Below are 25,518 nucleotides of genomic sequence, written 5' to 3' on the forward strand. Positions count from 1 at the left end.
TGTCCGGACGAGCGGGTTACAGTGGCGCCCTTATGGACGCAGAGCAGACGGAAAACGGCACACAGGCCGATCCTCCGCTCCTGCGCCTGCACCTTTTCGGCGGATTCCGAGTAATACGCGACGGCGGTCCCGCGCTCGCCGACAAATGGCCGCGGCCCAGCGCCCGCGCCCTCGTCAAGCTCCTCGCCGTCTCCCCCGGCCACAGCCTCCACCGTGAGCAGGCCATGGAGATCTGCTGGCCGGACGCCGACGCCCAGGCGGCGCTCGGCAGCCTGCGGGTCGCCCTGCACGCCGCCCGCCGCGCCATCGAACCGGAGCTGGCGCCCCGCTCCTCCTCGTCCTATCTGACCGGCGAGGGCACCCTGCTGCGGCTCGACCCGCACACCGTGGTGATCGACGCCGATGTGGCCGAGTCCCTTGCCGTGCGTGCGCTGGCCGGCGGGTCGGCCACCTCGCTGGCCACCGCTCTCGCCGCGTTCACCGGTGAGCTGTTGCCGGAGGACCGGTACGCCCCGTGGGCCGAGGCACGGCGCGAGGAGCTGTCCGCGCTGCGCGACCGGGTCCGGCTGGCACTCGCCGAGGCCCATCTCGCGGAGGGCGAGTCGGAGCTTGCCACCGAGGTGGCGCTGCGCGCCCTGGCCACCGCGCCCGCGGAGGAGCGCGCGCACCGGGTCCTGATCGGCGCATACCTGCACCAGGGGCTGCGCAGGCAGGCCGTGCGTCAGTACCACCTGTGCCGGGAGTCGCTCGACGCCGAACTCGGGGTACGCCCCGGTCCCGCCACCGAGCGACTGCATCTGCTCGCGCTGGACGCCGCGTCGTCCGTGCTCCCCGCCGTGGCCGCCCCCGTGCTGCCCGCCCCGATCCGCACCCCGCCCGGTCCGCCGCTGCGGGGCAGGGCGGACGAGCTGGACATGCTGCTCGCGACCGACGGGCCGCCCGTGCGGCTGATCGGCGGCGAGGCCGGGGTGGGCAAGACACGGCTCACCGCGGAGGCGGCCCGGCGGGCGGCCGAGGCCGGGACGACCGTGCTGTGGGGCGCCGGCCACGACGCCGAGGGGCACACCCCGTACGGCGTCTTCGTGGAGGCCCTGGACGCCTGGCTCGCCGACCGGCCGCCCGTCGAGCGGGCCAGGATCGGGGCCGAGTACCCCGAACTTGCCTCGCTGCTGCCCTCGTTGGGGCAGATCGGGGCAGGGGCGGAACGCAGCCCGGAGGAAGAGCGCGACCGGTTGTTCCGCGCCGCGGCCGGGCTGCTGGGCGATCTCGCGGCGACCGCTCCCGTCCTGCTCGTGCTGGACGATCTGCACGCCGCCGACACCGGCTCGTACCAGCTGCTGAGCCATCTCGCCCGGCGTGCGGCGACCACGGGGGCGAGCTGGCGGTTCACCGTGACCTACCGCGCGGAGGAGCTTGACGGCGCGGACCCCCGGCGCACAGCCCTGGACACCCTGGTACGCCAAGGACTCGCGCAGTCGGTTGAGTTGGGACGGCTCGGGCGCGCGGAGTGCCTGTCGGTCGCCGAGGACGCGGGTGCCCGGACCGGCCTCGACCGGGTCTGGGAACTGTCGCTCGGCAACCCCCTGTTCGCCCTGGAACTTGCCCGTACCGTCGACGAGGGCACCGATCCGGCCGGGCTAAGCGCCCCCGAGGGTGTGCGCCAGCTGGTCGCGGCACGGCTGGCCAGGCTCGGGCCCGCGGCCCGGCGCGTGGTCGAGGCGATATCGGTTGCGGGCGGGGGCGCCGCGCTGTCAGAGGTGATGGATGTCGCCGGCCACGGGCTGCACCCGCCGCTCTCCGCCGCCGAGGCGACGGACGCGGTGGACGCCGCGGTTCTGGCCTCGGTGGTGGAGGAGCGGCCCGTGGTGGTCGGCGGACAGCCCCTGCCCGGGCTCGTCTTCCGGCATCCACTGGTCCGCCTGACCTGCTACGACGGGCTGTCCGCCGCCCGACGCAGACAGCTGCACTCCGCGTACGCGGAAGCGGTCCTGCGCCGCAGGCCCGACGCGGTCGACACCCTGGCCTCGCACCTGACGCGCGCCGACGACCCTCGGGCGACCCAGTACCTGCGGCAGGCCGCCGAGCGGGCAGCCGCCGTCTGCGCCAATGACACGGCGGACCGCTACTACGCCGAACTGACGGCCAGGCTCGACGCGCTGGCGGCGGACGCGGCGATGGCCCGGATCGACAGGGGCGCCGTACTGCGCCGGATGGCCCGCTACCGGGAAGCTGCCGAGGTGCTGCGCGAGGCGCTGGACGACATGGTCCGGCGGGGCGACCGGGACGGGCAGGTGCTCGCCGCCGCCCGTCTGACCGAAGTCCTGGCGAAGTACCGCTCGACGGACGAGGGCGAGGAACTGCTGCGCGCCTACCCGCCGCTGCCGCAGACCCCGCCCCTCACCACCGCCACCCATCACCTGGCCGCGGGGATGCTCCAGTTCGTGATCGGACGGTACGAGGAGGCGCACGCCTCGGCATGCACCGCCCAGCTGGCAGCCGACGCCATTCCCGGTAGCGGGCGGCGCGGGCTGCTGGCCCGGGCGCTGGGACTCCAGGCCACATCGCTGGGGCTGGCCGGACGGCTGGCCGAGGCACGGCCGGCAGCCGATCTGGCGCTGCCGCACGCGGAGGCGTACGGCGATCAGGAGCTGCTCGTCACCATCCTCTCGGTGCTCCGGGAGCACGCCCGCCGATCGGGCCGGCTGGCCGAGGCGGTCGCGACCGGGCAGCGGGCACTGCGGCTCGCCGAGCACACCGGGGACCCGACGGCCGTCGCCTTCGAGCGCGCCAATCTGGCCGAACTGCACCTGTTGCTGATGGAGTTCGACGCGGCACGCGAGCACGCGGAGGCGGCGGTACGGGAGACGGGCGAGCGCGACGAGTGGTGCACGCCGTACGCCCTCGCCGCGCTGGCCCGGGTCCGCGTCAGGACCGGCGAGGCGGGCGCCTTCGAACTGCTGGCGCGGGCCAGGCAGGTGGCCGGGGCGCAGGCCGACCAGCAGGCGATGCACGAGGTGCGGACCGCACACGCCGAACTGCTGGTGCGCGACGGCCGCCCCACGGAGACGCTGTCCCTGCTCGCCGACGACACGGGCCCCGGCGCCGCCCATCTGGTGGCGTGGGCGGAGCTCCTCACCGGCCGCTCCGAGCGCGCGGCGGCGCGGGCGGCCGAGGAGACGGCGCGGGCGGAACTCACGGGCGAGCGCCTCTCCGAGACCGAGGCCCGCACGGTCCACGCGGCGGCGCTCGCCGCACTGGGCCACGCGGGGGCAGCGGAGGCGGAGTTCACGCGAGCGGAAACCCTGGCCGCGCGGCTCCCCTACCCAGCCGGAGCATCGCGGGTGACCCGCGCCCGCAACCTGCCACACACTCCGGCGCCGGCCGGCCCAGGCCCGTCCGGCGCTTGAACTCTCAGCCACCGGCCACGAGCCGCGCGGCCCCTACACGTCGAGCCCCGGCACGTCCTGCGGCAACGGGCAGATGCGCCGGCCCAGCTGATCGAAGACGTACAGGTGCGCCAGGTCGACCAGCAACGGCACCTGCCCGCCCCGCCGCAGCCGCATGTCCGGCCCGGTGCGCACCACGAGGTCGCCGGCCGCGAGCCCCGGCCGGTCGGGGCTGTGCAGGTCCTGCCGCTCGGACGCCGGTTCGTCGAGGACGACGACGGGCCCGCTGACATGCCCGGTGGCCCGCTCACGGAGCCGTTCCAGGACCCCCACGCCCGTACCGCCGCCGGAGCCCCCGCCCGCTCGGCGCCGCCGCGCGGCCGGCTGCGGCCGGGCCGATTCCAGCTCGGGCACCACGGCAGGCTGCGAACCGGTGTTGAGGTGGACGAGAGCCTCGTGCCCCTGGTACTCCACGTGCTCGACGATGCCGCTGAGGGCCACTTCGCCGGGACGGGCGTGGCTGGGCGGTGCGATCCGCACCGCCTCGGAGCGGAGCCCCACGATCAGGTCGCGGCCCTGCTGGATGCGGAGCAACTGGTGCTCGGTGCTCAGGGGTTCGGGCAGGGGCAGTCGCTGCCGTCCCAGGTCGATCGACATGCGTCCGTCCAACGGGGCGTGGACCACGGCCCGGAGGAGGTTGATGCGCGGGGTGCCGATGAACGCGGCGACGAACACGTTCTCCGGCAGCGCGTAGACCTCGCGGGGGGTGCTGACCTGCTGGAGCGCTCCGCCGCGCATCACGGCCACCCGGTTCCCGAGCGACATCGCTTCCGCCTGGTCGTGCGTCACGTACACCGTGGTCACGCCCAGCTCGGCCGTCAGCTGCGCTATTTCGGCTCGCAGGTGGTTGCGGAGCTTCGCGTCGAGGTTGGAGAGCGGCTCGTCCATCAGGAAGGCGGACGGTCTGCGCGAGATGGCCCGCCCCATGGCTACGCGCTGGCGCTCACCGCCGGAGAGCTGGGCCGGGAAGCGGTCCAGCACGTTCTCGATGCCCAGCATCCGCGCCGTGGCCTCGACGCGTTGGCTGTGGTCCTGGCGGGGATTCTCCAGTTTCAGCGGGAAGCCGATGTTGGCTCGATTGGTCATGCTCGGGTAGAGCGCGAAGTTCTGGAAGACCATGGCCATGCCGCGCTCGCTCGGCGGCATGTGGTTCGCCGGTTCACCGTCGAGGAGCAACTCCCCGTCGGTGACTTCCTCCAGGCCCGCGATCATGCGGAGCACGGTCGATTTGCCGCAGCCGGAAGGGCCCAGCAGGACGAGGAACTCCCCGGGATCGATGGAGAGCGAGAGGTTGTCGACGGCGCGCGGAGCCCGCCCGTAGGCCTTGCTGACATGGTGCAGTGAGATGGCGCGAGTCATAGCTTGTCCGCCCGGCAGGGTAAAGGGAACGCGCGGCAGGGAGCGGCTGCGTGGCCTGAAGTTAGCCCACTGGACGGGGTGTGGGAATGACTCGCGCGAAGGTTGGGAAAAGAAGGATCCGGCGAGGCGGAAGTGTCAGGTGGGGTTCCGGTTCGTGGGGGTGTGGGCGGTGCGCCGTACGGTCCCGGCGGGCTCGGTCCCGGCCGGCCGGGGGCCACCGCCCCGTACGCCCAGACCCGCCGCGCCGAGGAGCAGCGCACCGAGCATCACGAACGGCGCCGCGGTCCCCGCGAAGCCCGCGACCAGTCCGGCGGAAGCCGGGGCGGCCACCTGGCCCAGCCGGTTCCCGGTCAGCCGAAGGGCGAGCGCGGTGGAGCGGGCCCGCTCAGGAGCGGCCTGGACGACGGTGGTCATCGAGAGGGGCTGTCCGACACCGAGGCAGAAGCCGAGTACGGCGAGCATCACCGCCAGCCCCCACACGGGCACGGGCAGGGCGATGCCCGCGCAGAGGAGTCCGGCGAGCAGGCAGGTCGTGGTGAGCAGGGCGGTGCGGCCGAGGAGCCTGAGCATGGGCGTCATCACCAGACGGCACGCGATGGTCGCGGCGGCCCGGAGGCTGAGGAGCAGTCCGACGGTGGCGGGCGCGATGGACCGCTGCTCCCCGACGACGGGGAGATAGGCCGTGAGGATGTCGGTGGCGGAGAGCACCGCGAGGCTGATGAAGATGCCCGCGGGAACTCCTCGCGTGCGCAGGATGCGGCCGACGGGCACCTTCGCCGCCCGGTCCGCGCGGGGCCGGGAGGGGGCGCGGTGTTCGATGCGCCAGAGGGAGACGAACGAGAGGGCGGCCACGGCCGCGGAGACGAGGAGGGCGATCGCGCTGGTACGGACCATGGCCCCGTCGTCCGCGGAGATGAGGTGGCCCGCGGCGACCGGTCCGACGAGCTGGCCGAGCGAGGCTCCGATGGTGAAGTGGCCGAAGTTGCGGTCCTGTTCGTCGGGGGCCGACTGCCGGGCGACGATCGACTGCGCGCCGATCACGAAGCAGAGGTGGCCGAGCCCCATCACCCCGCTCCAGGCCGCCATCGCCGGGAGGGAGGCCGCCGTGCCGCTGAGCGCACAGCCGCCCGCGATCAGGAGCACGCCGAGCGGCAGCAGCGGGGCGCACCGGCCGTGGTCGGTGCGGCGCCCCAGGGGGACGGCGGCGAAGAGCGGCAGGAGCGCGTACACACCCGTGATGACACCGATCGCCCGTTCGTCCGCACCGAGTGAGAGAGCCCGGTAGGAGACGGCGGGCCGCGCCATCGACACCGCCCCCTGCGCGAACGAGAAGGCGATGACGAGGCGCAGCAGCCAGCCCCTGCCGGGCCCGGACCTGACGTCCATCAGATGATGCCGAAGAGGATTCCGGCGCCGAGCACCACCAGCGAGGTGAGCGCCGCCCACTTGACGGTGAACCGGGTGTGGTCGCCGAACTCGACCTTCGCCATGCCCACCAGGACGTAGACGGCGGGGACGAGCGGGGACGACATGTGGAGTGCCTGGCCGACCAGGGAGGCGCGGGCGATCTCCAGCGGGGAGACGCCGTGGGCGGCACCCGCCTCGGCGAGGACGGGGACGACGCCGAAGTAGAAGCCGTCGTTGGACATGAAGTACGTCAGCGGCAGGCTCAGCACACCGGTGACGATGGCCATGTGCGGACCCATGCCCTCGGGGATGGCGCTCACGAGCCAGTCGGCCATGTGCTCGACCATGCCGGTGCCGGTGAGGACGCCGGTGAAGACGGCGGCGGCGAAGACCATGCCGGAGACGTTGAGGACGTTGTCGGCGTGGGCGGCGAGGCGGGCGCGCTGGTCGGGCATGTGGGGGAAGTTGACCGTGAGGGCGAGCGCGGCGCCCAGGAGGAAGAGCACCGGGATCGGCATCAGTTCCATGATCATGGCGGTCAGCAGGGCGACGGTGAGACCCGCGTTGAACCAGTACAGCTTGGGGCGCAGCGTGGCGCGGTGGGGGTCGAGGCCCTTGAACTCCTCGTCGTCCCCGTCCTCAGCGCCCTCGCCGCCGGTGGCCGGCAGTTCGGCGTCCGTACCGCCGGAGCCCGTCGCGGATCCCTTGCGGAGCCGGTCGCCGCCGCCACCCGCTCCGACCAGGACCGTCTCGGATTCCGTGACGAGCACGTCGTCGAGCGAGAGCGTGCCGAGACGCTTGCGCTCACGGCGGCCCAGCACGAAGGCCAGGATGAAGACGGCGAGCAGTCCTACGGCCAGTGCCGGGATCATCGGCACGAAGATGTCGCCCGCGTCCAGCTTGAGGGCGGTCGCGGCGCGGGCGGTGGGGCCGCCCCAGGGAAGGGTGTTCATGACACCGTTCGCGGTGGCCGCCACACCGGTCATGACGACCAGGCTCATCTTGAGGCGCTTGTAGAGCGGGTACATCGCCGACACGGTGATCATGAACGTCGTGGAGCCGTCACCGTCCAGCGAGACGATCGCGGCCAGCACCGCCGTCCCCACGACGATCCGCAACGGGTCCGCCTTGCAGAACCGCAGGATGCCCCGGACGATCGGATCGAAGAGGCCGACGTCGATCATCACGCCGAAGTAGACGATGGCGAACATGAGCATCGCCGCGGTCGGCGCGAGATTGCCGACCCCTTCGATGACGTAGTCGCCGAGCTCCGCTCCCTGCCCGACGGCGACGCAGAACAGTGCGGGGATCAGGACCAGCGCCGCGATCGGCGACATCTTCTTCGTCATGATCAGGACCAGGAAGGTCGCGATCATGGCGAAGCCGAGGATTGTCAGCATAGGGGGTACCTCACGTTCACCTTTGAACTCCCGCCGTGGTCGGCGGTCCGGATGACGTTAGGGCTCCCGTTACGGCGTTAACAAGATGTTGACCTGTGAGCAATACGAGCAAAACCCCAGGTCAACGACTTGGCGCTAGCCAATGGCAGTCACGGACACCGGTACGGCGTTGAGTACTGCGGTGCCGGACAGCGGGTCCAGGAGTGTGCCGTCGAGCAGCTGGTTCACATTGACCCCGGGAGTGGCCGAGGCGACCGACATCCGGGTTCCGGGCCGGCTGTGCCCCCATCCGTGCGGCAGGCTCACCACTCCCTCCCGTACGGCGTCCGTCACCTCGGCAGGCGCCTCGACCTCGCCTCCGGCGGCCTTGATACGGGCGGTGGCGCCGTCCGCGAGACCGATGCGGGCCGCGTCCTCGGGGTGGATCTGGAGGGTGCAGACGTTGGAGCCGCCGCTCAGCGCGGCGACGTTGTGCATCCAGCTGTTGTTGGAGCGCAGATGGCGGCGGCCTACGAGGACGAGCCCGGCCCGCTCCCCGTCCAGCGCGCGGCGCAGCCGGGGCAGGTCGGCGGCGATCGGCGCCGGGAACAGTTCGATGCGACCGCTGCGGGTCTTCAGGATGTGCGGGACGCGCGGTTCCAGCGGGCCGAGGTCGATGCCGTGCGGATGGGCGAGGAGCCGGTCCAGGGTGAGGTCGTACGGGCCGAGGCGCAGCATCAGGTCCAGGCGCCGCTCGGGTCCGCTCGTGCCGGACAGTTCGGCCGCCAGTTCCTTCGGCGCCCCGGCCGCCGTGAGGGCCGTGTCGATGACCAGGTCGTCGACGGTGTGCGGCGGAGCGCCGTGCATCCCGCCGACCGCGAGCACGAGCCGGGCGTGGATCTCGCTCTCGTCCATCCGGCCCGCCTCCAGGGGTACGGCCGGCCGGGAGTAGCGGACCTGGTTGCGCACGGACAAGGAGTTGAACGCGAAGTCGAAGTGGGCGCTCTGCGAGGGCGGGGGCGGCGGCAGCACGACATCGGCGTGGCGCGAGGTCTCGTTGAGGTACGGGTCGACGCTGACCATGAAGTCGAGCCCCTCGCCGAGCGCCCGGTCGAGGCGGTCGCCGTCGGGGGCGGAGAGCACGGGGTTGGCCGCGAGCACGAGCAGGGCGCGGATGCGGCCCTCGCCCGGCGTCTCGATCTCCTCGGAGAGCGCGGTGATGGGGAGTTCGCCCTTGGCCTCGGGGTGCCCGGAGACCCGGCTCGCCCAGCGGCCCAGGGTGAAGCCCTTGCCGGGAGCCGGGGGGCGGGGTGCCCGGGCGGTCGCGGACAGGGGGAAGAGCGCGCCGCCGGGGCGGTCGAGGTTGCCGGTCAGGATGTTGAGGACGTCGACGAGCCAACTGGCGAGGGTGCCGTGCTCGACGGTGCAGCTGCCGATGCGCCCGTACACGGCGGCGGTGGGGGCCGCGGCCAGTTCCCGGGAGAGGGTGCGGATCGTGTCGGCGTCGATGTCGCAGGACGCGGCGACGGCCTCCGGGGTGAAGTCCGCCAGCGCTTCGGTGAGTTCACCGAGACCTTCGAGGTGGTCGGCGAGCGGGCCGGGATCGGCGAGCTTCTCCTCGATGAGGACATGGGCGAGAGCGGCGAGGAGCAGCGCGTCGGCGCCGGGCCTGATCGCCAGGTGGCGGTCGGCGAGCCGGGCGGTCCTGGTGCGTCGGGGGTCGATGACGGTGAGGGTCCCACCGCGCCGCCGGAGCGCCTTGAGCTTGCCCGGGAAGTCGGGGGCGGTGCAGAGGCTGCCGTTGGATTCGAGCGGGTTGGCGCCGATGAGCAGCAGGTGGTCCGTGCGGTCGAGGTCGGGCACCGCGATGGCCTGGGCGTCGCCGAAGAGCAGTCCGGAGGCGACGTGCTTGGGCATCTGGTCGAGCGTGCTCGCGGTGAAGACGTTGCGCGTCCGGAGCGTCTTGAGCAGGAGGGGAGGGTAGAGCGCACCGGCCATCGTGTGGACGTTGGGGTTGCCGAGGACGACTCCGACGCTCTGCGGTCCGTGCTCCTCGACCAGGGCCGGGACACGGGCGGCGATCGTGTCGAACGCCTCTTCCCAGCTCGCCTCCCGCAGCACCCCGTCCGTGCGGATCAGGGGCGTGCGCAAGCGGTCGGGGTCGGCGTCGAGCCCGCCGAAGGCGGCTCCCTTGGGGCAGATGAACCCCTGGCTGAAGACATCCTCCCGGTCACCTCTGGCGCCGGTGACGGACGTGCCCTCGATGGTGAGGGTGAGTCCGCAGGTGGCTTCGCAGAGGGGGCAGATACGCAGGGCGGTACGGGAGTTGGTGGACACGGGTCCTCCCCGGTGAGCGACGGCGGCACGCGGACAGGGTGAGCATACCGACCGGTACGGATGGTGGGGAGGTGTCGGCGGCACCGATCCTGCGGGCGGGCCAGGTGCGCGCTACCGGCCCGGGTCGGGCCGCTGCCGGTCAAGGACGCGGGCCAGGTACGAACGGAGCAGGTGCCGCGTCTCCTCCACGACGGCCGGATCACCTGCCGGGTCGATACGGAAGGCCAGCTGGAACAGCGCGTCCGCCGCCTCGACACAGACGAGGATCATGCGGAGCAGATCCTCGTCCAGGAGGCGGCCGAGGTGGTCGGCGAGCAGGCCGGCCAGCCGTTCCGCGACCCGGACGTTGGCGTCGCCGCCCGGGTCCTGGGCGGGCGCCGGGGTCCCGAAGTCGACGAGTGCGAAGCCGGGGGCGGAGCGCTTCATGGCCAGGTACTCGTCGAGCACGGCGTCGATGGCCGCGCGCCAGTCGTCGGCGGGGATGCCGGCGAGGCGGGCGGTGATGCCCTCGGCGTAACGGTCCAGGTTGCGGTGGGCGAGTGCGTCGACCAGGGCCCGCTTGTTGGAGAAGAACCGGTAGACGGAGCCGATGGGCACCCCGGCGCGCACGGCGACGGCCCGGGTGGAGAGCTGCTCGTACCCCGTCTCGTCGAGGAGCTGGGCGCAGGCGTCGAGTATCCGGGCGAGGCGTTCGGCGCTGCGCTGCTGCACGGGCGCACGGCGGAGGCTGGTGTTCGCAGGGGGCACGGGCTCCATGATGCCGTGGCGCCTCCTCTCCGGGATGGCCGGTGGCCCATCAGGCGATGAGCAGCGTCAGCCCTCCGATGGTGTACGCGATCATCAGGATGAGCAAGGGAAGTTGCCCCGCGACGGCCCGGGCGGGCGGGAACAGCCGGACGGAACGGTCGTGCGCGGCGACGACTCCGAGGACGTGACCCAGGACGACGGCGGAGACCTGCAGAACGGCGAGGCCGCCCGGCCCGAGGGGCGGTTCGGGCGCGACCGGACTGTCGGCGCCGGATGCCATCATCACCGTGCGTGGCCCTTCGGTGACCAGGAGCGTGAAGTAGTGGGCGACGAGGTAGCCCAGGGCGATGGGTAGGAGGGAGTGGGCGAAGGCGGTCAGGGGATGCGGCAGGGGGCCGCAGATCAGCCGGGTGGCTCCGGCGCAGAGGGCGTACAGGGCCGCGACGAGGGCGACGGCACCCAGCAGTCCGAGCGTGCCCGCCGCGGTGCGGCCGAGTGGGGAGGTCTGGACGGCGGAGATCCAGGAGGGGGCGTCGGAGAAGCCGTCGTAGGCCGTGGAGCCGAGCAGCACGCAGACGGTGGCGAGGAGCCCGGCGGCCTGGGGAGTGGCGTCGAGCCCGTTGAAGGACGAGCGCAGGACGAGGCGCCCGTCGGCCGGGCGGCGCCCCAGAGGGGAGAGGCGGGCGAAGAGGCCGGAGTAGACCTCGAAGGCGTCCGCGTGGTCGAACCAACGGGAGCCGTGGCGGACGGCGCCCGCCAGCTGGGTCACGGCGTGGAGAGCGAGGAAGAGGAGGAGCGCGCCGCTCGCCCCGGGTTCGGGCAGGACGAGTTCGAGCCAGGTGAAGGCGAGCAGCCCGCCGGCGGCGGGCCACAGGCCGACACGGGCGGGCACGGGGCGGCCCGCGCCGGGATCACGGCCGCGCGCGTGGCAGAGGAGGAGGTGCAGGGTGCGCAGGGGATTGAGCAGGCGCCAGACGGGACCGAGCAGAAGGGACGCGGGGACGAGACCGACCCAGAGGAGCACGTAGACCGTGCCCGCGGCGGGGTTCCGCTCCGGGTCGTCCGGACCGAGCAGGAGGTGCACCAGCACGAACGCGGCGGCGGCCAGTCCGAGTCCGCGCAGCGCGTGACGCGTCGTGCGGGCGTCCGCGAGGCGCTGGAGGAGCGGGGGCACCGGCTGTCCGGCCTCGTCGCCGCGGAAGCGGGAGGCGGACCAGAGCAGACCGAGCGCGAGGAAGGATACGAAGAGTGCGGTGAAGGCACCCGCGAAGGCGTAGAACGGCGACAGCGGCAGATCGTGCCGGGAGCCGACGCCGTGGGCGAGGACGCCGCCCGTCACCGGACGACGAGTTGGGTCAGGAGCAGTCCGCTCTCGTGCGTCTCGACCTCGAAGAGCCCGGTGCGGTCGGCGGTGACGGTGAGGGTGACGGTCCTGCCCGCGGGCAGCCGGGCCTCTTTGTCGTAGCCGTGGACGTGGAGGGTGTCGGCGCGGTCGCTGCGGACCCGGAGCGCGACGCGGTCGCCCTTCCTGAGCTCGGTCCTTCCGGGTGCGGGACTGACCGAGCCCCGGCGGACCTCGATGTCCAGGGTCCGGTCTGCGGCCTCGGCGGGAGCGGGGGTCGCGGCGCCGCCTGTGCCGCCCGGGGTGAGGGCGACTGTGGCCTGGACCGGCTTCCCGTCGACGGCCCAGGCGGTGTGGTCGTCGGCGTACAGCCGGGCGGTGAGGGAGCCGCCGCCGTCCGCCGGACGCACGAGGCGGGCGGGGAGGTGGTGCCAGGCCGCGTACATCCGGGCCAGTGGACGGCCGTCGAGGAAGAGCCGGGCGTGCCCGCGTCCGGGGAGTGCGGCTCCGCCCACGCTGTCCGGGGTGAAGCGGAAGTCGCGCACGCTCAGGTGGATGTTCCAGCCGTCCTCGGAGTCGGGCCTGGCGGCGAGCGTCACCCCGGGCGCACCGGCCGCGTCCACCTGGCGCAACCGGTGTCCGGTGCCGTCGTCGGCGGCGAGCAGCAGGCCCACGGCCCCGTCGGCCTGCTCGTGACCGGTACCGGGCCTGTGATGCGTGGTGGGCCTCCCGCCGCAGCCGCCGGCGCCGAGCACGAGTCCGGCGGTGAGGAGCAGGGCGGCACCCCGCCCGATGGCGCGCCTCACGAACGCTCCCCCTCGGCGGCGACCGCGGCGGATTCGCCCGGCTCACCGGAGGTCTCGTCCGCGCCGTCCGCCGCACCGTCGTCCGCACGGCCCCCACGTGCCGCCGCCGCGACGGCCCAGAGCACCCACACCACGCCGAGCAGCGTGCGGAGCCACGCGGGACTCAGAGGGATCCACGGGATCATCAGGACGGCCTTGTCGAAGGCGTCGAGCAGGGTCAGCGCACCCAGCCCCACGGTGGTCCAGCCCAGGCCCGGGCGCACGTGCCGCAGGACGAGGCCCGTTCCCACCCACCACACGCCGATCAGCAGCAGGGCCGCGGCGGGCAGGTACGAGGACGTGAGGCCCGTCGTCGATCCGGCCACGTCCAGCGCCAGTCCGCTCGCGCCCAGCGCCGTCGCCACGGTGGCCGTGCGGCTGTGCCGCAGCCGGCGCCACCACAGCACCCCGCCGACCAGCCCGAGCACCGCCGCGACGCCCAGGGCGGCCTGCACCTCGACGCGCTCGATCCCCTGGGCCCCGTACCAGTCGCAGCCGGCCGGCAGCCGTCGCGCCCGCACGTCGTAGTCGGCGCAGACCAGCAGTTGGGCGATCTTCACCGGTTCGCCGACCAGCCGGTCCGCACCGCCGGACACCGCGCCGCGCTCCTTCCCGCACTCGGGCAGGGTGCGCGGGGTCGCGGCGCCGGTCCCGGGCTGCCAGCAGTTGCCCTCGCCCTGGCCGTCCCACCACACGTCGGTTCGGTTGGGCCGGGAGTTGCCGTCCCGGTCGGTGCCGAGGTGGTTCCCGGCGTACCGGTTGTGGTGCGAGGTGTCGGTCTGCTTGGACAGGGCCTCCTCACCCCGGATGAAGGCGGGTGCGGCGCTCAGGAAGAAGGCGGCGCGGTCGTGACCGTAGACCCAGTTGTCCTCGTAGAGATTCCAGTTGCCGCCCGCCGTGATGATGCCGGTGCCCGGGGGCATGGAGATCTGCGGGCACACCACGCCTTCCTCGTAACCGCGCTCCACGGGCGGTCTGGCGCACGTACCGTCGGCGACGTACGGGTAGTAGTCGGCGTTGTTGTCGTGGATCAGATTGCGTTCGAAACGGGCGTGGTTCTGCGGCAGGCCCGGATGCCCGGGGAAGGCGCTGTCCATCGAGGCGCCGCCCATGTTGTGGTCGAACTCGTTGTCGTGGACGTAGACCGAGTCACCCGCGGTGCCCGAGTAGCCGACCATGTTGTGGTGGCTGCGGCAGCCGGTGATCTCGATGGAGTAGCGCGGCACGTCGTAGCCGCGCGCGGTGTTGATGTCGGAGGCGCTGCCGGGATAGATGCCGGAGTCGCCGTTGCCGTACGACTCGCAGTTCTTGTACAGCCCGTGGTCGCTGGCGAAGGTCAGGAAGCCGTACTCGTCGTTCCAGCGGGTGAGTACGTCGTCGATGACGAAGCCGTCCTGGGCCAGCACGTACAGGGAGTTGAAGGTGGTCCGCTGGGCGGTGAAGTTCTTGAAGTAGATCCCGTCGGACCCGTCGGCGCGGACCGCGTTGAGCTTCTGGTACTTGGCGTCGATGACCACGTCCGTGCGCGCGGCGCCCGTGCCCTCGATCTGGAGGTTCTTCTTGCCGAGGATCGCGACCAGGTTCTGGTTGTGCGGGCACCGCTTCTGCTGGGCGTAGCTGAGGATCTGGTAGCCGAGCTGCGACTCGGGTGCCTTCAGCCGGGTGCACGCGGCGGGCGGATCGGTGAGCGAGGGCTCCTCCTCGTACAGCCCGGGCAGGATCGCGATGTTCATGCCGGGCCGGCCGACCGCGTCGACGGCCTGCTGGAGATGCCGGTAGCCGGATTCCAGACAACGGTCGAACAGCTCCGCGTTCCGGGCCTTCAGCGGCGCCGGGAAGCCGGATATACGCCGCTCGAAGTCCGCCCGGTCGCTCTTGCAGACCAGCAGATCGGGTTCGCCCGTGCGGTGGACGGGAACGCTGCCGGTTCCGTCGGGCAGGGTGACGGGACGTTCCTCGTGCGCCTGGGCGGCGGGGGCCGACAGGAGTGCGGCGGCGAGGGCCGCCAGAACCACCAGAAGTCTTCGTGTCCACGACATGTGCCGGAGAGTAGAGCAATGTTCAGCTTTTGAAACCCCCCTGTGCGCGACGAATGCCGTTGACGCCCCCTGTTCCGATTCCTACGGTTGACCATAGGATTCCTCGTCCAAGGGGTCCGAGGGATTCCGATCGCACCGGGAGCGCACCATGAGCGGCATCGAGCAGGCGAGGAAGACGGCGGAGGGGCTGACGTACTCCCCCGGTTTCGGCAACGAGCACAGCTCCGAAGCGATCCCGGGCGCACTGCCGCTCGGCCGCAATTCCCCGCAGCGCGCACCGCTCGGCCTGTACGCGGAGCAGTTGAGCGGATCGGCCTTCACCGAACCGCGCGCCCACAACCGCCGCTCCTGGCTCTACCGCATCCGCCCCTCGGCCGCCCATCCGCCGTTCGTCCGCGTCGACAACGGAGCCGTGCGTTCCGCACCCTTCACGGAGACCGTCCCCGACCCGAACCGGCTGCGCTGGGACCCGCTTCCCGACCCCGCTCCCGGCACCGACTTCCTGGCGGGGCTCTGGACGCTGGGCGGCAACGGCGATGCCGCCCAGCGCACCGGCATGGCCGTGCACCTCTACCACGCCGACACCTCGATGACGGACCGGGTGTTCAGCGACTCGGACGGCGAACTGCTGATCGTCCCGGAGCACGGCGGCCTCCTGATCCGCACCGAGTTCGGCCTGCTGCGGGCCGAGCCCGGTGAGGTGGCCCTCATCCCGCGCGGTATCCGCTTCCGGGTCGAGCTCCTCGACACCACGGCCCGCGGCTACGTCTGCGAGAACTACGGTCAGCCGTTCGTGCTGCCCGACCTCGGCCCGATCGGCGCCAACGGCCTGGCCAACGCACGGGACTTCCGGGCCCCGGTCGCGGCGTACGAGGACGACGGCGACGCGGGGCGCCCGGTCGAGGTCGTCAACAAGTTCTGCGGCAACCTCTGGTCGGCGACGTACGACCACTCGCCGCTCGACGTCGTCGCCTGGCACGGCAACCACGTGCCGTACGTCTACGATCTGCACCGGTTCAACGTCATCGGCTCCATCAGCTACGACCACCCGGACCCGTCGATCTTCACGGTGCTGACCTCGCCGTCCGACACCCCCGGCCTGGCGGGCGTGGACTTCGTCGTCTTCGCGCCGCGCTGGCTGGTCGGCGAGGACACCTTCCGTCCGCCGTACTTCCACCGCAACGTGATGAGCGAGTACATGGGCCTGATCCAGGGCGCGTACGACGCCAAGACGGCCGGTGAGGGCGGGTTCGTGGCGGGCGGCGGATCGCTCCACAACATGATGTCGGCGCACGGCCCGGACCGGGAGACCTTCGACCGGGCGAGCGCGGCCGAGCTGAAGCCGCAGAAGATCGACGACGGTCTCGCCTTCATGTTCGAGACGCGCTGGCCCGTCACGGCGACCGGCCAGGCAGCGGAGGCCCGTCATCTGCAGCGCGGCTACGACGACGTGTGGCAGGGTCTGAGCCGCAACTTCCGGCCGTAGAGCACTACCGGACCGGCCACACACCGCGACTCGGAGACTCCAGGTGAACCGGATGAATCAGGCGAACGAGGTGAATCACACGCCCGCCTTTGCCCCCGACTCACTGGTCCTGAACCGGAAGCTCCCCCTGTGGTACCAGGTCTCGCAGTCCCTGCGGGCGTCGATACTGGGCCGCCCGCAGGACGCCTCCCTGCGGCTGCCCACCGAGGAACAGCTCGCCGGGCACTACGGCGTGAGCGTCCTCACGATGCGCCAGGCCCTCAAGGAACTGGAGACGGAGGGCCTGATCAGCAGGCACCGGCGGCGCGGCACGTTCATCGAGCCGCGCGCCAGGCGCGTCTCGCCCGTACGGCTGCTGGGGTCGATCGACGCGATCGTCGCCCAGCAGTCAGGCGAGCGGACGACCGTTCTCGGCCACGGCCCGTCCGCCGTTTCGGGGGACCTCACCGAGTTCTTCCCCGACTGCACCGAGGTGGTGAACTACCGGCGGCTGCGGTGCGACGGGGAGACGGGTGAGCCCACCAACTGGGCGGAGAACGCGCTGCGCCCCGAGATCGCGGAGCGGCTCGATGTGACCGATCTCGAACGGTGGCCGATGACCAAGGTGCTCCGCGACACCCTGGGTGTCCGGATCGCCAGGATCACCGACACCGTCGAGGCGCGGCTGGCCGACCCGGTGACCTCCGAGCTGCTCCAAGTGCCCCTGCTCAGCCCGATCCTCCACTACACGGGCGTGACGTACGACGAGAGCGGCCAGGTGGTGGACGTGGCCCGCATCCGTTACCGGGGCGACCGCTTCTCGTTCTCGGTGACGGTCGAAGCGCACTGACCCCCCGACGGGTACGCCGTTACGATGCCGGGGGCGGCGGGCCTGGTGACGGGGAGGGCGACACGGTGGCAGCGCGGGCGGCGGCCGGAGCGGGCGGGCACGAGGACGTACCGCTGCTCGACGAGTTGATGCCGTGGTCGGTGAGGCCGCTGCGTACCGGCCGGACCTGGGTGACCGCACCCGACACGGCGACGCTCAGGGCCCGTTGGGACCTGCTGGTCCGGGCCGAGGGAGCCGAGCAGGACCGGCTGTTCCGGCCGAGCCGGCTGCGCACCCCGCGTACGGCGGTCGCCGCGCTGCCGGGCCGCGCCACCGCGACGGGGAGGTTCGCCCGGGAGCCGGGCCCGTACCCGGAGCCGGTCCGGGTCCTGCACGGCCCGTTCGACGAGCAGTGGCTGATCCCCGACCACCGGCTGATCGACGCCGCCCGCCCCGAGCTGTGGCGGGTGGCGGACGGGCACCAGCTCTTCGCGGTCGAGCACGGATACGTACCGGAGGACACCGGGCCCGCCCTGTCCGTGACGGCGCTGCTGCCCGACGGGCACTCCCCCGCCGGCCGGCCGGGCCGGATACGGCCGCTCTACCGGCGCCCCGGCGGCCTGGAGCCCAATCTCGCGCCGGGCCTGCTCGGCCTGCTGGGCGCCCGGTACGCGACCCCGGCCGACCCGGAGTCCGTCCTCGCCTGGACCCTCGCCGCCGCCCGCCCCTCCCCCGCCGGATGTCTCGTACCGCTGCCCGCCGACGGCGCCCTGTGGGCCGAGGGTGTGGAGCTCGGCCGGGAGCTGCTGCGCCTGCAGCTGCGCGGGGCACGCGGCGGGCAGCGCCCCCGGCTGCCGGGCGGGCGCAGGCCCTATGTACGGGCCCCGATTCCGCCCCGGCCGTCCGTGCTGCGCTACGACCCCGACGACGAGGTCCTCACCCTCGGCGAGGGGCCGGGTGCGGGGCGCGTCTCGCCCGTTCCGGCCGGAGCCTGGGAGTTCCGGGTGAGCGGCGTACGGATGCTGGAGCTCTGGTTCGAGCACCGCACGGCGCAGGACGGGGCGGAGGGCCTTCAGGCGCTGCGCCCGCGCGACTGGCCGCAGGAGTGGACCTCGGAGCTGCTGGAGCTGATCACCGTTCTCGCCCTGCTCGGTGAACTGCGGTCCGCTCAAGGGGCGTTGCACGACCGGCTCACCCTGGAGCCCGGCGTCACCCGCGGCACACTGCGGGCCGCCGGTGTGGTCCCGGCACCGGTGACGGCCCGGCGGCCCGCCTCCGTGCTGGACCACCACGAGGAGGGCCCGGAGGGGCAGTTCACACTCCTGTGACCGGGGCCGCCAGGCCCCCCGGCCTTGATCCGTCGGACAGGCCCTAAGGCTCGAACGAGTCCAGTACGCGGCCCAGCGCCCGGTCGAAGACGCCCTCCAGATCGATCGGCCCGGAGTCCTCGGCGAACCCGGCCGCCAGGCGCGGGTACTTGCCGGTCATGATCTGGCTGATCAGATAGTTGGTGCGGGCCGTGTGCTCCTGCTCCTCGGTCCAGGGCAGCGAGCGGCTGCGTTCGGCCGTGGCGATCTCGTTGGCCGTGTAGGTGGTGACCACGCCGTTGACCATGGCGATGAGTTCCATCTTCTCGCCGAACCGGACATCGAGCCCGTCCAGGCAGCTCAGCGAGTACTCCATGTACCGCAGCACGTTCGGGCTGAATCCGTAGACCGGTGACATCAGCCGCGGCACCCAGGTGTGGCGGTGCATCATCGCGCGGGCCTGGCGCGCGAGCGCCATCATGTCGGCGCGCCAGTCGCCGGACGGCTTCTCCGGCAGGTCGCACCCGCCGCTGACCGCGTCGAGCATCAGCTCGTACAGGTCCTCCTTGCGCGGCACGTAGTTGTAGAGCGACATCGTGCCGCAGCCCAGTTCCGCGGCCACCTTGCGCATCGACACCGCGTCCAGGCCCTCGGCGTCGGCGATACGCACGGCGGCTGCCGCGATGTCCGCACGACTGAACGCGGGCTTGGGCCCGCGGCCCGCACGCTCGGGGCGCGCCCAGATCACTTCGGGTAGAGGGGGTCGCCCCGCCATCGGTCATCACCTCACTCACCATCGTAGTTACGTACACCGTACGTAGTGCGCTACGGTAGGCCCATGACAACTACGTACGCTGTACTTAGTGAGGGTCTGGAGAAGCACTATGGCGACGTCCACGCCCTGCGCGGGCTCGACCTCGCCGTCGCCGAGGGCGCCGTCTGCGGCATGCTGGGGCCGAACGGGGCGGGAAAGAGCACCGCCGTCCGGTTGCTCACCACGTTGACGAGCCCGGACGCCGGCAGCGCGCGGGTCGCCGGACACGACGTGGTCCGCGAGGCCGCCGCGGTGCGCGCGGCGATCGGAGTCACCGGGCAGAACACCTCGATCGATGGCGAGCTCACCGGCCGGCAGAATCTCCGGCTCTTCGCCCGGCTGCTCCGCTTCCAGGGCCCGGCCGGCCGCACGCGCGCCGACGAGCTCCTCGAACGCTTCGGGCTGACCGAGGCGGCCGACCGCCCCGCCCGCACCTACTCGGGCGGCATGCGCCGTCGCCTCGACCTCGCCGCCGGCCTCCTCACCCGCCCGCAGGTGCTCTTCCTCGACGAGCCGACGACCGGCCTCGACCCGCACAGCCGCAACCAGATCTGGGAGGCGGTACGCGAACTGGCGGGCCGCGGCACCACGGTCCTGCTGACCACGCAGTACCTGGAGGAGGCCGACCAGCTCGCCGACGACATCGTGCTGATCGACCGGGGCCGGGCCGCGCACCGGGGCACCCCGGCCGAACTCAAGTCCCTCATCGGCGGTTACGCGGAGGTGGTCGTCGCACACGAGTCGGCACTGGGGGCCGCGGCAGCCGTGCTCGACCAGCTGACAGGCGCGGAGCCGACGCTCGACCACGAGCACCGCACCGTCGGCGTCATCGCGACGGATCCCACCCTCACCCTGCCGCGCATCGTCCGCGAACTGGACGCCGCGGGAGTCCCGGTGATCGACGCGAGCCTGCGCCCGCCCACCCTCGACGAGGCTTTCCTCCGTCTGACCGACAACGGCGACGTCCGCGCACCGAAGGAGCCGGCAGCATGAGCGCCACGACCCTGGTCCACGAGCAGAACCCGGCGCCCGTCACGGGCTCCCTGACCGCCGACGGCCTGGCCATGGTGGTCCGCCACCTGCAGAAGATCAAAGCCGCCCCCGGTGTACTGATCCTGACCCAGACCATGCCGATCACGATGCTGCTGTTCTTCGGCTATGTGTTCGGCAGCGCACTGGCTGTCCCGGGGCAGGAGTACCGCTCCTTCCTGGTGCCCGGCCTCCTGGCCGCGACAGCGGCCAACGGCCTCATGACCGGAATGTTCCAGGCGGCGCAGGACTGCGACCGCGGGGTGATGGACCGCTTCCGTACGCTGCCGATGAGCCGGGCCGCCGTACCGCTCGGCTCCACCGTCGCCGAGGTGCTGACCACGGCCGTCGGCATGATCCCGCTCATGCTCGTCGGGCTCGCGGCGGGCTGGCGGATCGAGGGCGGCCCGGGCGCCGCACTCGGGGCATACGGGCTGCTGCTCCTCTTCCGCTTCACCACATCCTGGGCCGGCTACTGGCTGGGCCTGGTGATCCGCAACGAGGAGGCCGCGGGACAGCTGGGTAGTGCGACCTTCATCCTGCCGCTGCTCTCCAGCGCGTACATCCCGACGGACAACATGCCGGGCTGGCTGCGCACCGTCGCCGAGTGGAATCCGATCAGCGCCCTGGCCTCGGCCACCCGCGACCTCTTCGGCAACGCGGCCCCCGCCGAGGGCGCCGCCTGGCCGGTCGCGCACCCGGTGGTGGGAACGCTGGCCTGGTCGGCCGTCCTGCTCGCCGTGTTCATCCCGCTGACCGTGCGCCGGTACGCACGCGGCACGGACTGAACCACGAACCCCCGCGGGCGGGGGGCGGACGGGATGACAGGAGTGCCGCGTACAGGATAGGTACGGTACTCATGAGCACTCAGCCCCTCCCCCTCGACGGCGTGACCGTCGTCGCCGTCGAGCAGGCCGTCGCGGCCCCGTTCGCCACCCGGCAGCTGGCCGATCTCGGCGCCAGGGTCGTCAAGATCGAGCGCCCGGACGGCGGCGACTTCGCCCGCGGCTACGACACCGCGGCGCGGGGACTCGCCTCGCACTTCGTCTGGTGCAACCGCGGCAAGGAGTCCGTGGCCGTCGACCTCAAGGACCCGCGCGGGCTCGCGGTGGTGCGTCAACTCATCGGGGAAGCCGACGTGTTCGTACAGAACCTCGCCCAGGGCGCCGCCGCCCGGCTGGGCCTGGACGCCGCCACCCTCTGCGCGGCGCACCCGCGCCTGGTGGCCGTCGACATCTCCGGATACGGGGCTGGGGGGCCGTACGCGCACAAGCGGGCCTACGACATGCTCGTCCAGTGCGAGGCGGGCCTGGTGTCGGTCACCGGAACCCCCGGGCACCCGGTGAAGGCCGGGATTCCCGCGGCGGACATCGCGGCGGCGATGTACGCCTTCTCGGGTGTGCTCGCCGCCCTCCTGCGACGCGGCACCACCGGGCGCGGCGGGCCCGTGGAGGTCTCCATGCTGGACGCGCTGACCGAGTGGATGGGCCACCCCCTGCACCACGGGATGCACGGAGGTGAGGCCCCGGCGCGCACCGGTCTCGCCCACTCCGTCATCGCGCCCTACGACGCCTACGCCACGGCGGACGGGGAACGCGTGCTGCTCTCCGTGCAGAACGACAGGGAGTGGCGGCGACTGACGGAACAGGTGCTGGGGCGCCCGGAGTTGGCGGACGACCCGGCCTTCGCCACCAATGCGGCCAGGACCGCGAACCGGGAGCGGACCGACGCGGTGGTGGCGCGCGCGCTGGGGGCGCTGACCGTGAAGGAGGCGCTCGCCGGGCTGGACGCGGCGGGGATCGCCTGTGCCCGGCTGAACACCGTGGCCGATGTCGCGGCGCACCCGCAGCTGGCCGCCCGGGACCGGTGGCGGGAAGTGGAGTCACCGGCCGGGGCGCTGCGCGCGCTGCTGCCGCCCATCACGCTGCCGGGCGGGTCGGAGCCGCGGATGGGCGCCGTACCGGCGCTGGGAGAACATACCGACGCAACCCTGCGTGCCCTGGGGATGACGGGCGAGCAGACAGCAGCGTTGCGCCGGGACGGTGTGATCGCCTGAGCCGCCCCGAGCGAAGGGGACGGTTCAGTGGTGACGTGCCGTCGGGTCAGCGGCGGCTGCCGAAGAGCGAGCGCCGCAGTCGCCGCAGCGGGGCGAAGAGCGAGACACGCGCGCTCCTGCTCCTGCGGGTGTGCGCGGCGTCGCGCGAGGTCAGTTCACGCATCAGCAGCGTCGCTTCCGCCGACTCGCGCTGCGGGACGGCGGGGCCGCCGAGCACTGCGAGATGGCGGTCGAGGCGCGAACTTGTCGCACTGCTCCCACACGTGATGGCAGGCACACGCGCCCTGCTGCGCACCGTTATCTGTTCCATGTCACTCCCCACCCGTACGAGGGCACCCGGCCCGGGCAGGTTAACCCTATCGCCCCTCGGCGGCACTCGTGTATCCCGGTCGAAGGATTGCGCACACGTATACGGAGGTTGACGACCAGTTACCGAATCCTGCCGATTCCAGAACGAGTTGGACATCCGGGTGGTCAAGTGCGGTATGGATTGCACCAGTACAAGGGGGCATCCGGGAGGCCGGGTTGAGCTAACTTGGAAGGGTTTCGCCGTGCTGCCGTCGTGGCTGCTGATGGGGGATCACCGTGAGCGAAGTGCCGGGCAACGACCGAGTGATCGCGGGGCGCTATCGCCTGCTGGGCCCCCTGGGCCAGGGCGGCATGGGCATCGTGTGGCGGGCGAGGGACGAGGTACTGGGGCGCGAGGTCGCCGTGAAGGAGGTCAGGGCACCCGCCGGGCTTCCGGCGCCTGACGTGCAGCGGCTGTACGCACGCCTCGAACGGGAGGCCTGGGCCGCGGCCCGGATCTCGCACCGCAACGTCGTCACCGTCTACGACGTGGCCACCGAGGACGCGCGTCCGTGGATCGTGATGGAGCTGGTCAGGGGGCTCTCGCTCGCCGAGGTACTGGACGCCGACGGCCCCATGCCGCCGCGGCGCGCCGCCGGCGTCGGCGCCGAGGTGCTGGCCGCCCTGCGCAGCGCCCACGGCTCGGGGGTCCTGCACCGCGACGTCAAGCCGGGCAACGTCCTTCTCGCCAATGACGGCCGGGTGGTCCTGACCGACTTCGGCATCGCCATGGTGGAGGGCTCGTCCGCGCTCACGATGACCGGCGAACTGATCGGCTCCCCCGAGTTCCTCGCCCCGGAACGCGCGCTGGGGCGCACGCCGGGGCCCGCGTCGGACCTGTGGTCGCTCGGAGTGCTTCTGTACGCCGCGACCGAGGGAAACTCCCCGTTCCGCCAGAACACCCCGCTGAGCACCTTGCGGGCCGTCGTCGACGAGGAACTGCCGCCGCCCCGCAGGGCGGGCGCGCTCGCTCCGGTCATCGAAGGGCTCCTGCGCAAGGACCCGGCCGAGCGGCTGGCCGCCGGGGAGGCCGAGCGGCGGCTGCGGGCCGTGGCGGCGGGCGACTCCCCGACGGGCACCACCACCGTGGCGGCCGGCCCGTCGAGCCCCACGGTGACAGCGGGGACGATGGGCACGGCGGGGACGATGGGCACGACGGGCACGCCGCCGCCTGGCCCCGGAGCGCGCACGGCACCGCTGCCGCCCGCACCGCTGCCGCCCGGCAGCCGGCCCCCGGCCAGCCCGCGCCGGCCGGGGGCCGTGGCGGCGGCTCTGGGCGTTGCGGTGCTGCTGGCGATGGGCGGGATCGTCCACGCGCTCACGAACGACGACGAGAAGGATCCGGGGACCAGGGGGGCGGGCGGCGCGTCACCGAGCGCGACGAGCAGCGCTCCGGCGCAGGCCGCGCACACGCCGGAACCGACGGCCGTGAACACCCCGGAGAAGCCGGCCGCGACCACGCGACAGGGCGGCGGGGGCGGCGACGGGGGCGGCGGACACGGCGGTGCCACGGAGCGCCCCCAGTCGGTGCGGGTGTATCTCGCCGCGGTGCGCGGCAGTTATGAGGGAAGCTGCCCCCCGCCGCAGGACCTCGCGCCCGCGGTGACCGCGACCGTCACCGTGGGACGCACACCGGTGACGGTCGAGTACCGCTGGGCGCTCGACGAGGGCACGGGCTCCGACCCGGAATGGAAGTTGCTGGAATTCGCCGCGGGCGACCGGAGGCAGAAGCAGGTGTCGCACACGGAACTGACGTACCCGGAGGACGGTTCGCCGGACGCGGTACGCCGGGGGACGATCGTCCTGGAGGTCCGCTCGCCCGTCGCCGTGACGTCGAACGGTGTGGATTTCTCGGTGACCTGCGAGCGGGAGACCCCGACGGCCGGGGCCTCCCACCCGACGGCCGAGATGTCGGCCGGGGAGTGATCGAGCGGGGCGGGTGCGGTCAGGCGGCCGAGTTGAGGACGGGCAGGTAGCCGCCCGACTGTCCGGCGGCGGTGGGGTGGTAGGACTCGCCGATGTTCAGCCAGTTCACGGAGTGCAGCCAGGCGCTGCCGGAGCAGATCTCATGGCCGGTGAAGGTCGGTGCGACGTCACCGAAGGTGAAGCCGTGGTCGGCGGCGCGCTTGGCGGTGGCCGCGTTGAGGTAGTCGGAGGCCCCGTTGATGGCGGCGCGCTCCTTCTCGCTGAGGCCGGCGAGGCAGCTGCCGCCGAGCTTGTAGAAGCGGGGGTAGCCGAGGACGACGACGTGCGCCGCCGGGGCCTTCGCTCTGATCGCCGAGTACACGGAGTCGAGTCTGCCGGGCAGGGTCGAGTCGACGTAGGCGCGGGCCGTGGCGATCCGGCTGAGGCAGGTGGACTCGGACTGGAGGACGCAGGTGGTCATGACGTCGGCGAAGCCGGCGTCGTTGCCGCCGATGGAGATCGACACCAGGTCGGTCGAGGAGTTCACCGGTCCGAGCTGACCGGCCGTCACATCGTTCGTGCGGGCGCCCGAACAGGCGGTGAAGGCGAAGGAGGCGGGCGAGTTGGCGGCGGCCCAGAGCGAGGGGTAGGCGCGGGTGCTGCGCTTGCAGTCGCCGCTGGCGCTGATGTAGCTGCCGGCGCCGACGCCGGACGAGTAGGAATCGCCGAGTGCGACGTAGTCGACGGCCGCGGATTCCGCGGCCTGAGCGGTACCCACCCCGGCCAGGGCGAGGGCGGCACCTAACAGGAGAGAGGACGAGAACGCCACGAGTCCGGACATTTTCATGGAACCTCCTAGAGCAG

19 protein-coding genes are annotated in these 25,518 nt (G+C 72.6%); 8 read left to right on the forward strand and 11 right to left on the reverse strand.

From position 1 onward, the window contains the following. Positions 1 to 32 precede the first annotated feature (32 nt). Positions 33 to 3,407: an AAA family ATPase gene (locus tag AB0C82_RS14565; protein WP_362840733.1), complete on the forward strand. Its 3,375-nt coding sequence runs from the start codon at positions 33 to 35 to the stop codon at positions 3,405 to 3,407. 33 nt (positions 3,408 to 3,440) lie between these two features. Here the strand turns inward: AB0C82_RS14565 and AB0C82_RS14570 are convergent, their stop codons facing one another. The 8 genes from AB0C82_RS14570 to AB0C82_RS14605 all read right to left on the reverse strand — a co-directional run bounded on the left by AB0C82_RS14570 (position 3,441) and on the right by AB0C82_RS14605 (position 14,901). Beyond that, complete coding sequence (locus AB0C82_RS14570; RefSeq protein WP_362840736.1) at positions 3,441 to 4,805, reverse strand: ABC transporter ATP-binding protein; 1,365 nt, start codon at positions 4,803 to 4,805, stop codon at positions 3,441 to 3,443. A gap of 135 nt (positions 4,806 to 4,940) precedes the next feature. Next, complete coding sequence (locus tag AB0C82_RS14575) at positions 4,941 to 6,191, reverse strand: MFS transporter (RefSeq protein ID WP_362840739.1); 1,251 nt, start codon at positions 6,189 to 6,191, stop codon at positions 4,941 to 4,943. Beyond that, positions 6,191 to 7,612, reverse strand: a complete 1,422-nt coding sequence (locus tag AB0C82_RS14580) for a citrate:proton symporter (protein ID WP_362840742.1) — start codon at positions 7,610 to 7,612, stop codon at positions 6,191 to 6,193. Before AB0C82_RS14580 ends, AB0C82_RS14575 begins: the two co-directional genes overlap by 1 nt. A gap of 135 nt (positions 7,613 to 7,747) precedes the next feature. Then, positions 7,748 to 9,928 (reverse strand): molybdopterin-dependent oxidoreductase, encoded by a 2,181-nt coding sequence (locus AB0C82_RS14585; RefSeq protein ID WP_362840744.1) that lies wholly within the window; start codon positions 9,926 to 9,928, stop codon positions 7,748 to 7,750. Between the two features lie 111 nt (positions 9,929 to 10,039). Next, on the reverse strand, positions 10,040 to 10,684 hold the full coding sequence (locus tag AB0C82_RS14590; protein WP_362840746.1) for a TetR/AcrR family transcriptional regulator: 645 nt from the start codon (positions 10,682 to 10,684) through the stop codon (positions 10,040 to 10,042). 40 nt (positions 10,685 to 10,724) lie between these two features. Next, positions 10,725 to 12,014, reverse strand: a complete 1,290-nt coding sequence (locus AB0C82_RS14595; protein ID WP_362840748.1) for a hypothetical protein — start codon at positions 12,012 to 12,014, stop codon at positions 10,725 to 10,727. Next, a complete protein-coding gene (locus AB0C82_RS14600) occupies positions 12,011 to 12,823 on the reverse strand; it encodes a hypothetical protein (protein WP_362840751.1) in 813 nt (270 codons plus the stop codon). The genes AB0C82_RS14595 and AB0C82_RS14600 overlap by 4 nt, the downstream gene beginning before the upstream one ends. Then, the gene (locus AB0C82_RS14605; protein WP_362840753.1) at positions 12,820 to 14,901 is read right to left on the reverse strand and encodes a right-handed parallel beta-helix repeat-containing protein; all 2,082 of its coding nucleotides are present in this window, start codon (positions 14,899 to 14,901) and stop codon (positions 12,820 to 12,822) included. Before AB0C82_RS14605 ends, AB0C82_RS14600 begins: the two co-directional genes overlap by 4 nt. A 148-nt stretch (positions 14,902 to 15,049) precedes the next feature. Between AB0C82_RS14605 and hmgA the strand changes: the two genes are divergently transcribed. The 3 genes from hmgA to AB0C82_RS14620 all read left to right on the forward strand — a co-directional run bounded on the left by hmgA (position 15,050) and on the right by AB0C82_RS14620 (position 18,523). Continuing rightward, positions 15,050 to 16,387 (forward strand): homogentisate 1,2-dioxygenase, encoded by a 1,338-nt coding sequence (gene hmgA / locus AB0C82_RS14610; protein WP_362840756.1) that lies wholly within the window; start codon positions 15,050 to 15,052, stop codon positions 16,385 to 16,387. Positions 16,388 to 16,439: 52 nt separating this feature from the next. After that, on the forward strand, positions 16,440 to 17,216 hold the full coding sequence (locus AB0C82_RS14615; RefSeq protein WP_362840758.1) for a GntR family transcriptional regulator: 777 nt from the start codon (positions 16,440 to 16,442) through the stop codon (positions 17,214 to 17,216). A gap of 65 nt (positions 17,217 to 17,281) precedes the next feature. After that, positions 17,282 to 18,523 carry a type ISP restriction/modification enzyme gene (locus AB0C82_RS14620; RefSeq protein WP_362840760.1) on the forward strand — a complete coding sequence of 414 codons (1,242 nt, stop codon included), beginning with the start codon at positions 17,282 to 17,284 and terminating at the stop codon, positions 18,521 to 18,523. Between the two features lie 43 nt (positions 18,524 to 18,566). On the opposite strand, the gene AB0C82_RS14625 is transcribed toward AB0C82_RS14620, so the two are convergent. Beyond that, a complete protein-coding gene (locus tag AB0C82_RS14625; RefSeq protein WP_362840763.1) occupies positions 18,567 to 19,277 on the reverse strand; it encodes a TetR/AcrR family transcriptional regulator in 711 nt (236 codons plus the stop codon). A gap of 63 nt (positions 19,278 to 19,340) precedes the next feature. Here AB0C82_RS14625 and AB0C82_RS14630 point away from each other — a divergent pair, with 63 nt between their 5' ends. The 3 genes from AB0C82_RS14630 (at position 19,341) to AB0C82_RS14640 (ending at position 22,401) form a co-directional block, all read left to right on the forward strand. After that, positions 19,341 to 20,309 carry an ATP-binding cassette domain-containing protein gene (locus AB0C82_RS14630; RefSeq protein WP_362840766.1) on the forward strand — a complete coding sequence of 323 codons (969 nt, stop codon included), beginning with the start codon at positions 19,341 to 19,343 and terminating at the stop codon, positions 20,307 to 20,309. Between the two features lie 71 nt (positions 20,310 to 20,380). Beyond that, on the forward strand, positions 20,381 to 21,133 hold the full coding sequence (locus AB0C82_RS14635; RefSeq protein WP_362841008.1) for an ABC transporter permease: 753 nt from the start codon (positions 20,381 to 20,383) through the stop codon (positions 21,131 to 21,133). 71 nt (positions 21,134 to 21,204) lie between these two features. After that, positions 21,205 to 22,401: a CaiB/BaiF CoA-transferase family protein gene (locus tag AB0C82_RS14640; RefSeq protein WP_362840769.1), complete on the forward strand. Its 1,197-nt coding sequence runs from the start codon at positions 21,205 to 21,207 to the stop codon at positions 22,399 to 22,401. Between the two features lie 46 nt (positions 22,402 to 22,447). Here the strand turns inward: AB0C82_RS14640 and AB0C82_RS14645 are convergent, their stop codons facing one another. Further along, positions 22,448 to 22,711, reverse strand: coding sequence for a hypothetical protein (locus AB0C82_RS14645; protein ID WP_362840772.1), 264 nt, complete (start codon positions 22,709 to 22,711; stop codon positions 22,448 to 22,450). A 275-nt stretch (positions 22,712 to 22,986) separates the two neighbouring features. On the opposite strand from AB0C82_RS14645, the gene AB0C82_RS14650 reads away from it, so the two are divergent. Continuing rightward, a complete protein-coding gene (locus AB0C82_RS14650) occupies positions 22,987 to 24,675 on the forward strand; it encodes a serine/threonine-protein kinase (protein ID WP_362840775.1) in 1,689 nt (562 codons plus the stop codon). Between the two features lie 19 nt (positions 24,676 to 24,694). Here the strand turns inward: AB0C82_RS14650 and AB0C82_RS14655 are convergent, their stop codons facing one another. After that, positions 24,695 to 25,501: an SGNH/GDSL hydrolase family protein gene (locus AB0C82_RS14655; RefSeq protein ID WP_362840777.1), complete on the reverse strand. Its 807-nt coding sequence runs from the start codon at positions 25,499 to 25,501 to the stop codon at positions 24,695 to 24,697. Positions 25,502 to 25,518: the final 17 nt, after the last annotated feature.

Origin of the sequence: Streptomyces sp. NPDC048560 (genome assembly GCF_040650955.1) — a bacterium.
Classification (GTDB): Bacteria; Actinomycetota; Actinomycetes; order Streptomycetales; family Streptomycetaceae; genus Streptomyces.

Excerpts from the sequence above, each read along its gene's own strand:
- AB0C82_RS14565 (WP_362840733.1), top strand. The coding sequence starts at position 33 with ATGGACGCAGAGCAGACGGAAAACGGCACACAGGCCGATCCTCCGCTC.
- AB0C82_RS14570 (WP_362840736.1), bottom strand. The coding sequence starts at position 4,805 with ATGACTCGCGCCATCTCACTGCACCATGTCAGCAAGGCCTACGGGCGG.
- AB0C82_RS14575 (WP_362840739.1), bottom strand. The coding sequence starts at position 6,191 with ATGGACGTCAGGTCCGGGCCCGGCAGGGGCTGGCTGCTGCGCCTCGTC.
- AB0C82_RS14580 (WP_362840742.1), bottom strand. The coding sequence starts at position 7,612 with ATGCTGACAATCCTCGGCTTCGCCATGATCGCGACCTTCCTGGTCCTG.
- AB0C82_RS14590 (WP_362840746.1), bottom strand. The coding sequence starts at position 10,684 with ATGGAGCCCGTGCCCCCTGCGAACACCAGCCTCCGCCGTGCGCCCGTG.
- AB0C82_RS14605 (WP_362840753.1), bottom strand. The coding sequence starts at position 14,901 with ATGTCGTGGACACGAAGACTTCTGGTGGTTCTGGCGGCCCTCGCCGCC.
- hmgA (WP_362840756.1), top strand. The coding sequence starts at position 15,050 with ATGAGCGGCATCGAGCAGGCGAGGAAGACGGCGGAGGGGCTGACGTAC.
- AB0C82_RS14615 (WP_362840758.1), top strand. The coding sequence starts at position 16,440 with ATGAATCAGGCGAACGAGGTGAATCACACGCCCGCCTTTGCCCCCGAC.
- AB0C82_RS14625 (WP_362840763.1), bottom strand. The coding sequence starts at position 19,277 with ATGGCGGGGCGACCCCCTCTACCCGAAGTGATCTGGGCGCGCCCCGAG.
- AB0C82_RS14630 (WP_362840766.1), top strand. The coding sequence starts at position 19,341 with ATGACAACTACGTACGCTGTACTTAGTGAGGGTCTGGAGAAGCACTAT.
- AB0C82_RS14635 (WP_362841008.1), top strand. The coding sequence starts at position 20,381 with ATGGTGGTCCGCCACCTGCAGAAGATCAAAGCCGCCCCCGGTGTACTG.
- AB0C82_RS14640 (WP_362840769.1), top strand. The coding sequence starts at position 21,205 with ATGAGCACTCAGCCCCTCCCCCTCGACGGCGTGACCGTCGTCGCCGTC.
- AB0C82_RS14645 (WP_362840772.1), bottom strand. The coding sequence starts at position 22,711 with ATGGAACAGATAACGGTGCGCAGCAGGGCGCGTGTGCCTGCCATCACG.
- AB0C82_RS14655 (WP_362840777.1), bottom strand. The coding sequence starts at position 25,501 with ATGAAAATGTCCGGACTCGTGGCGTTCTCGTCCTCTCTCCTGTTAGGT.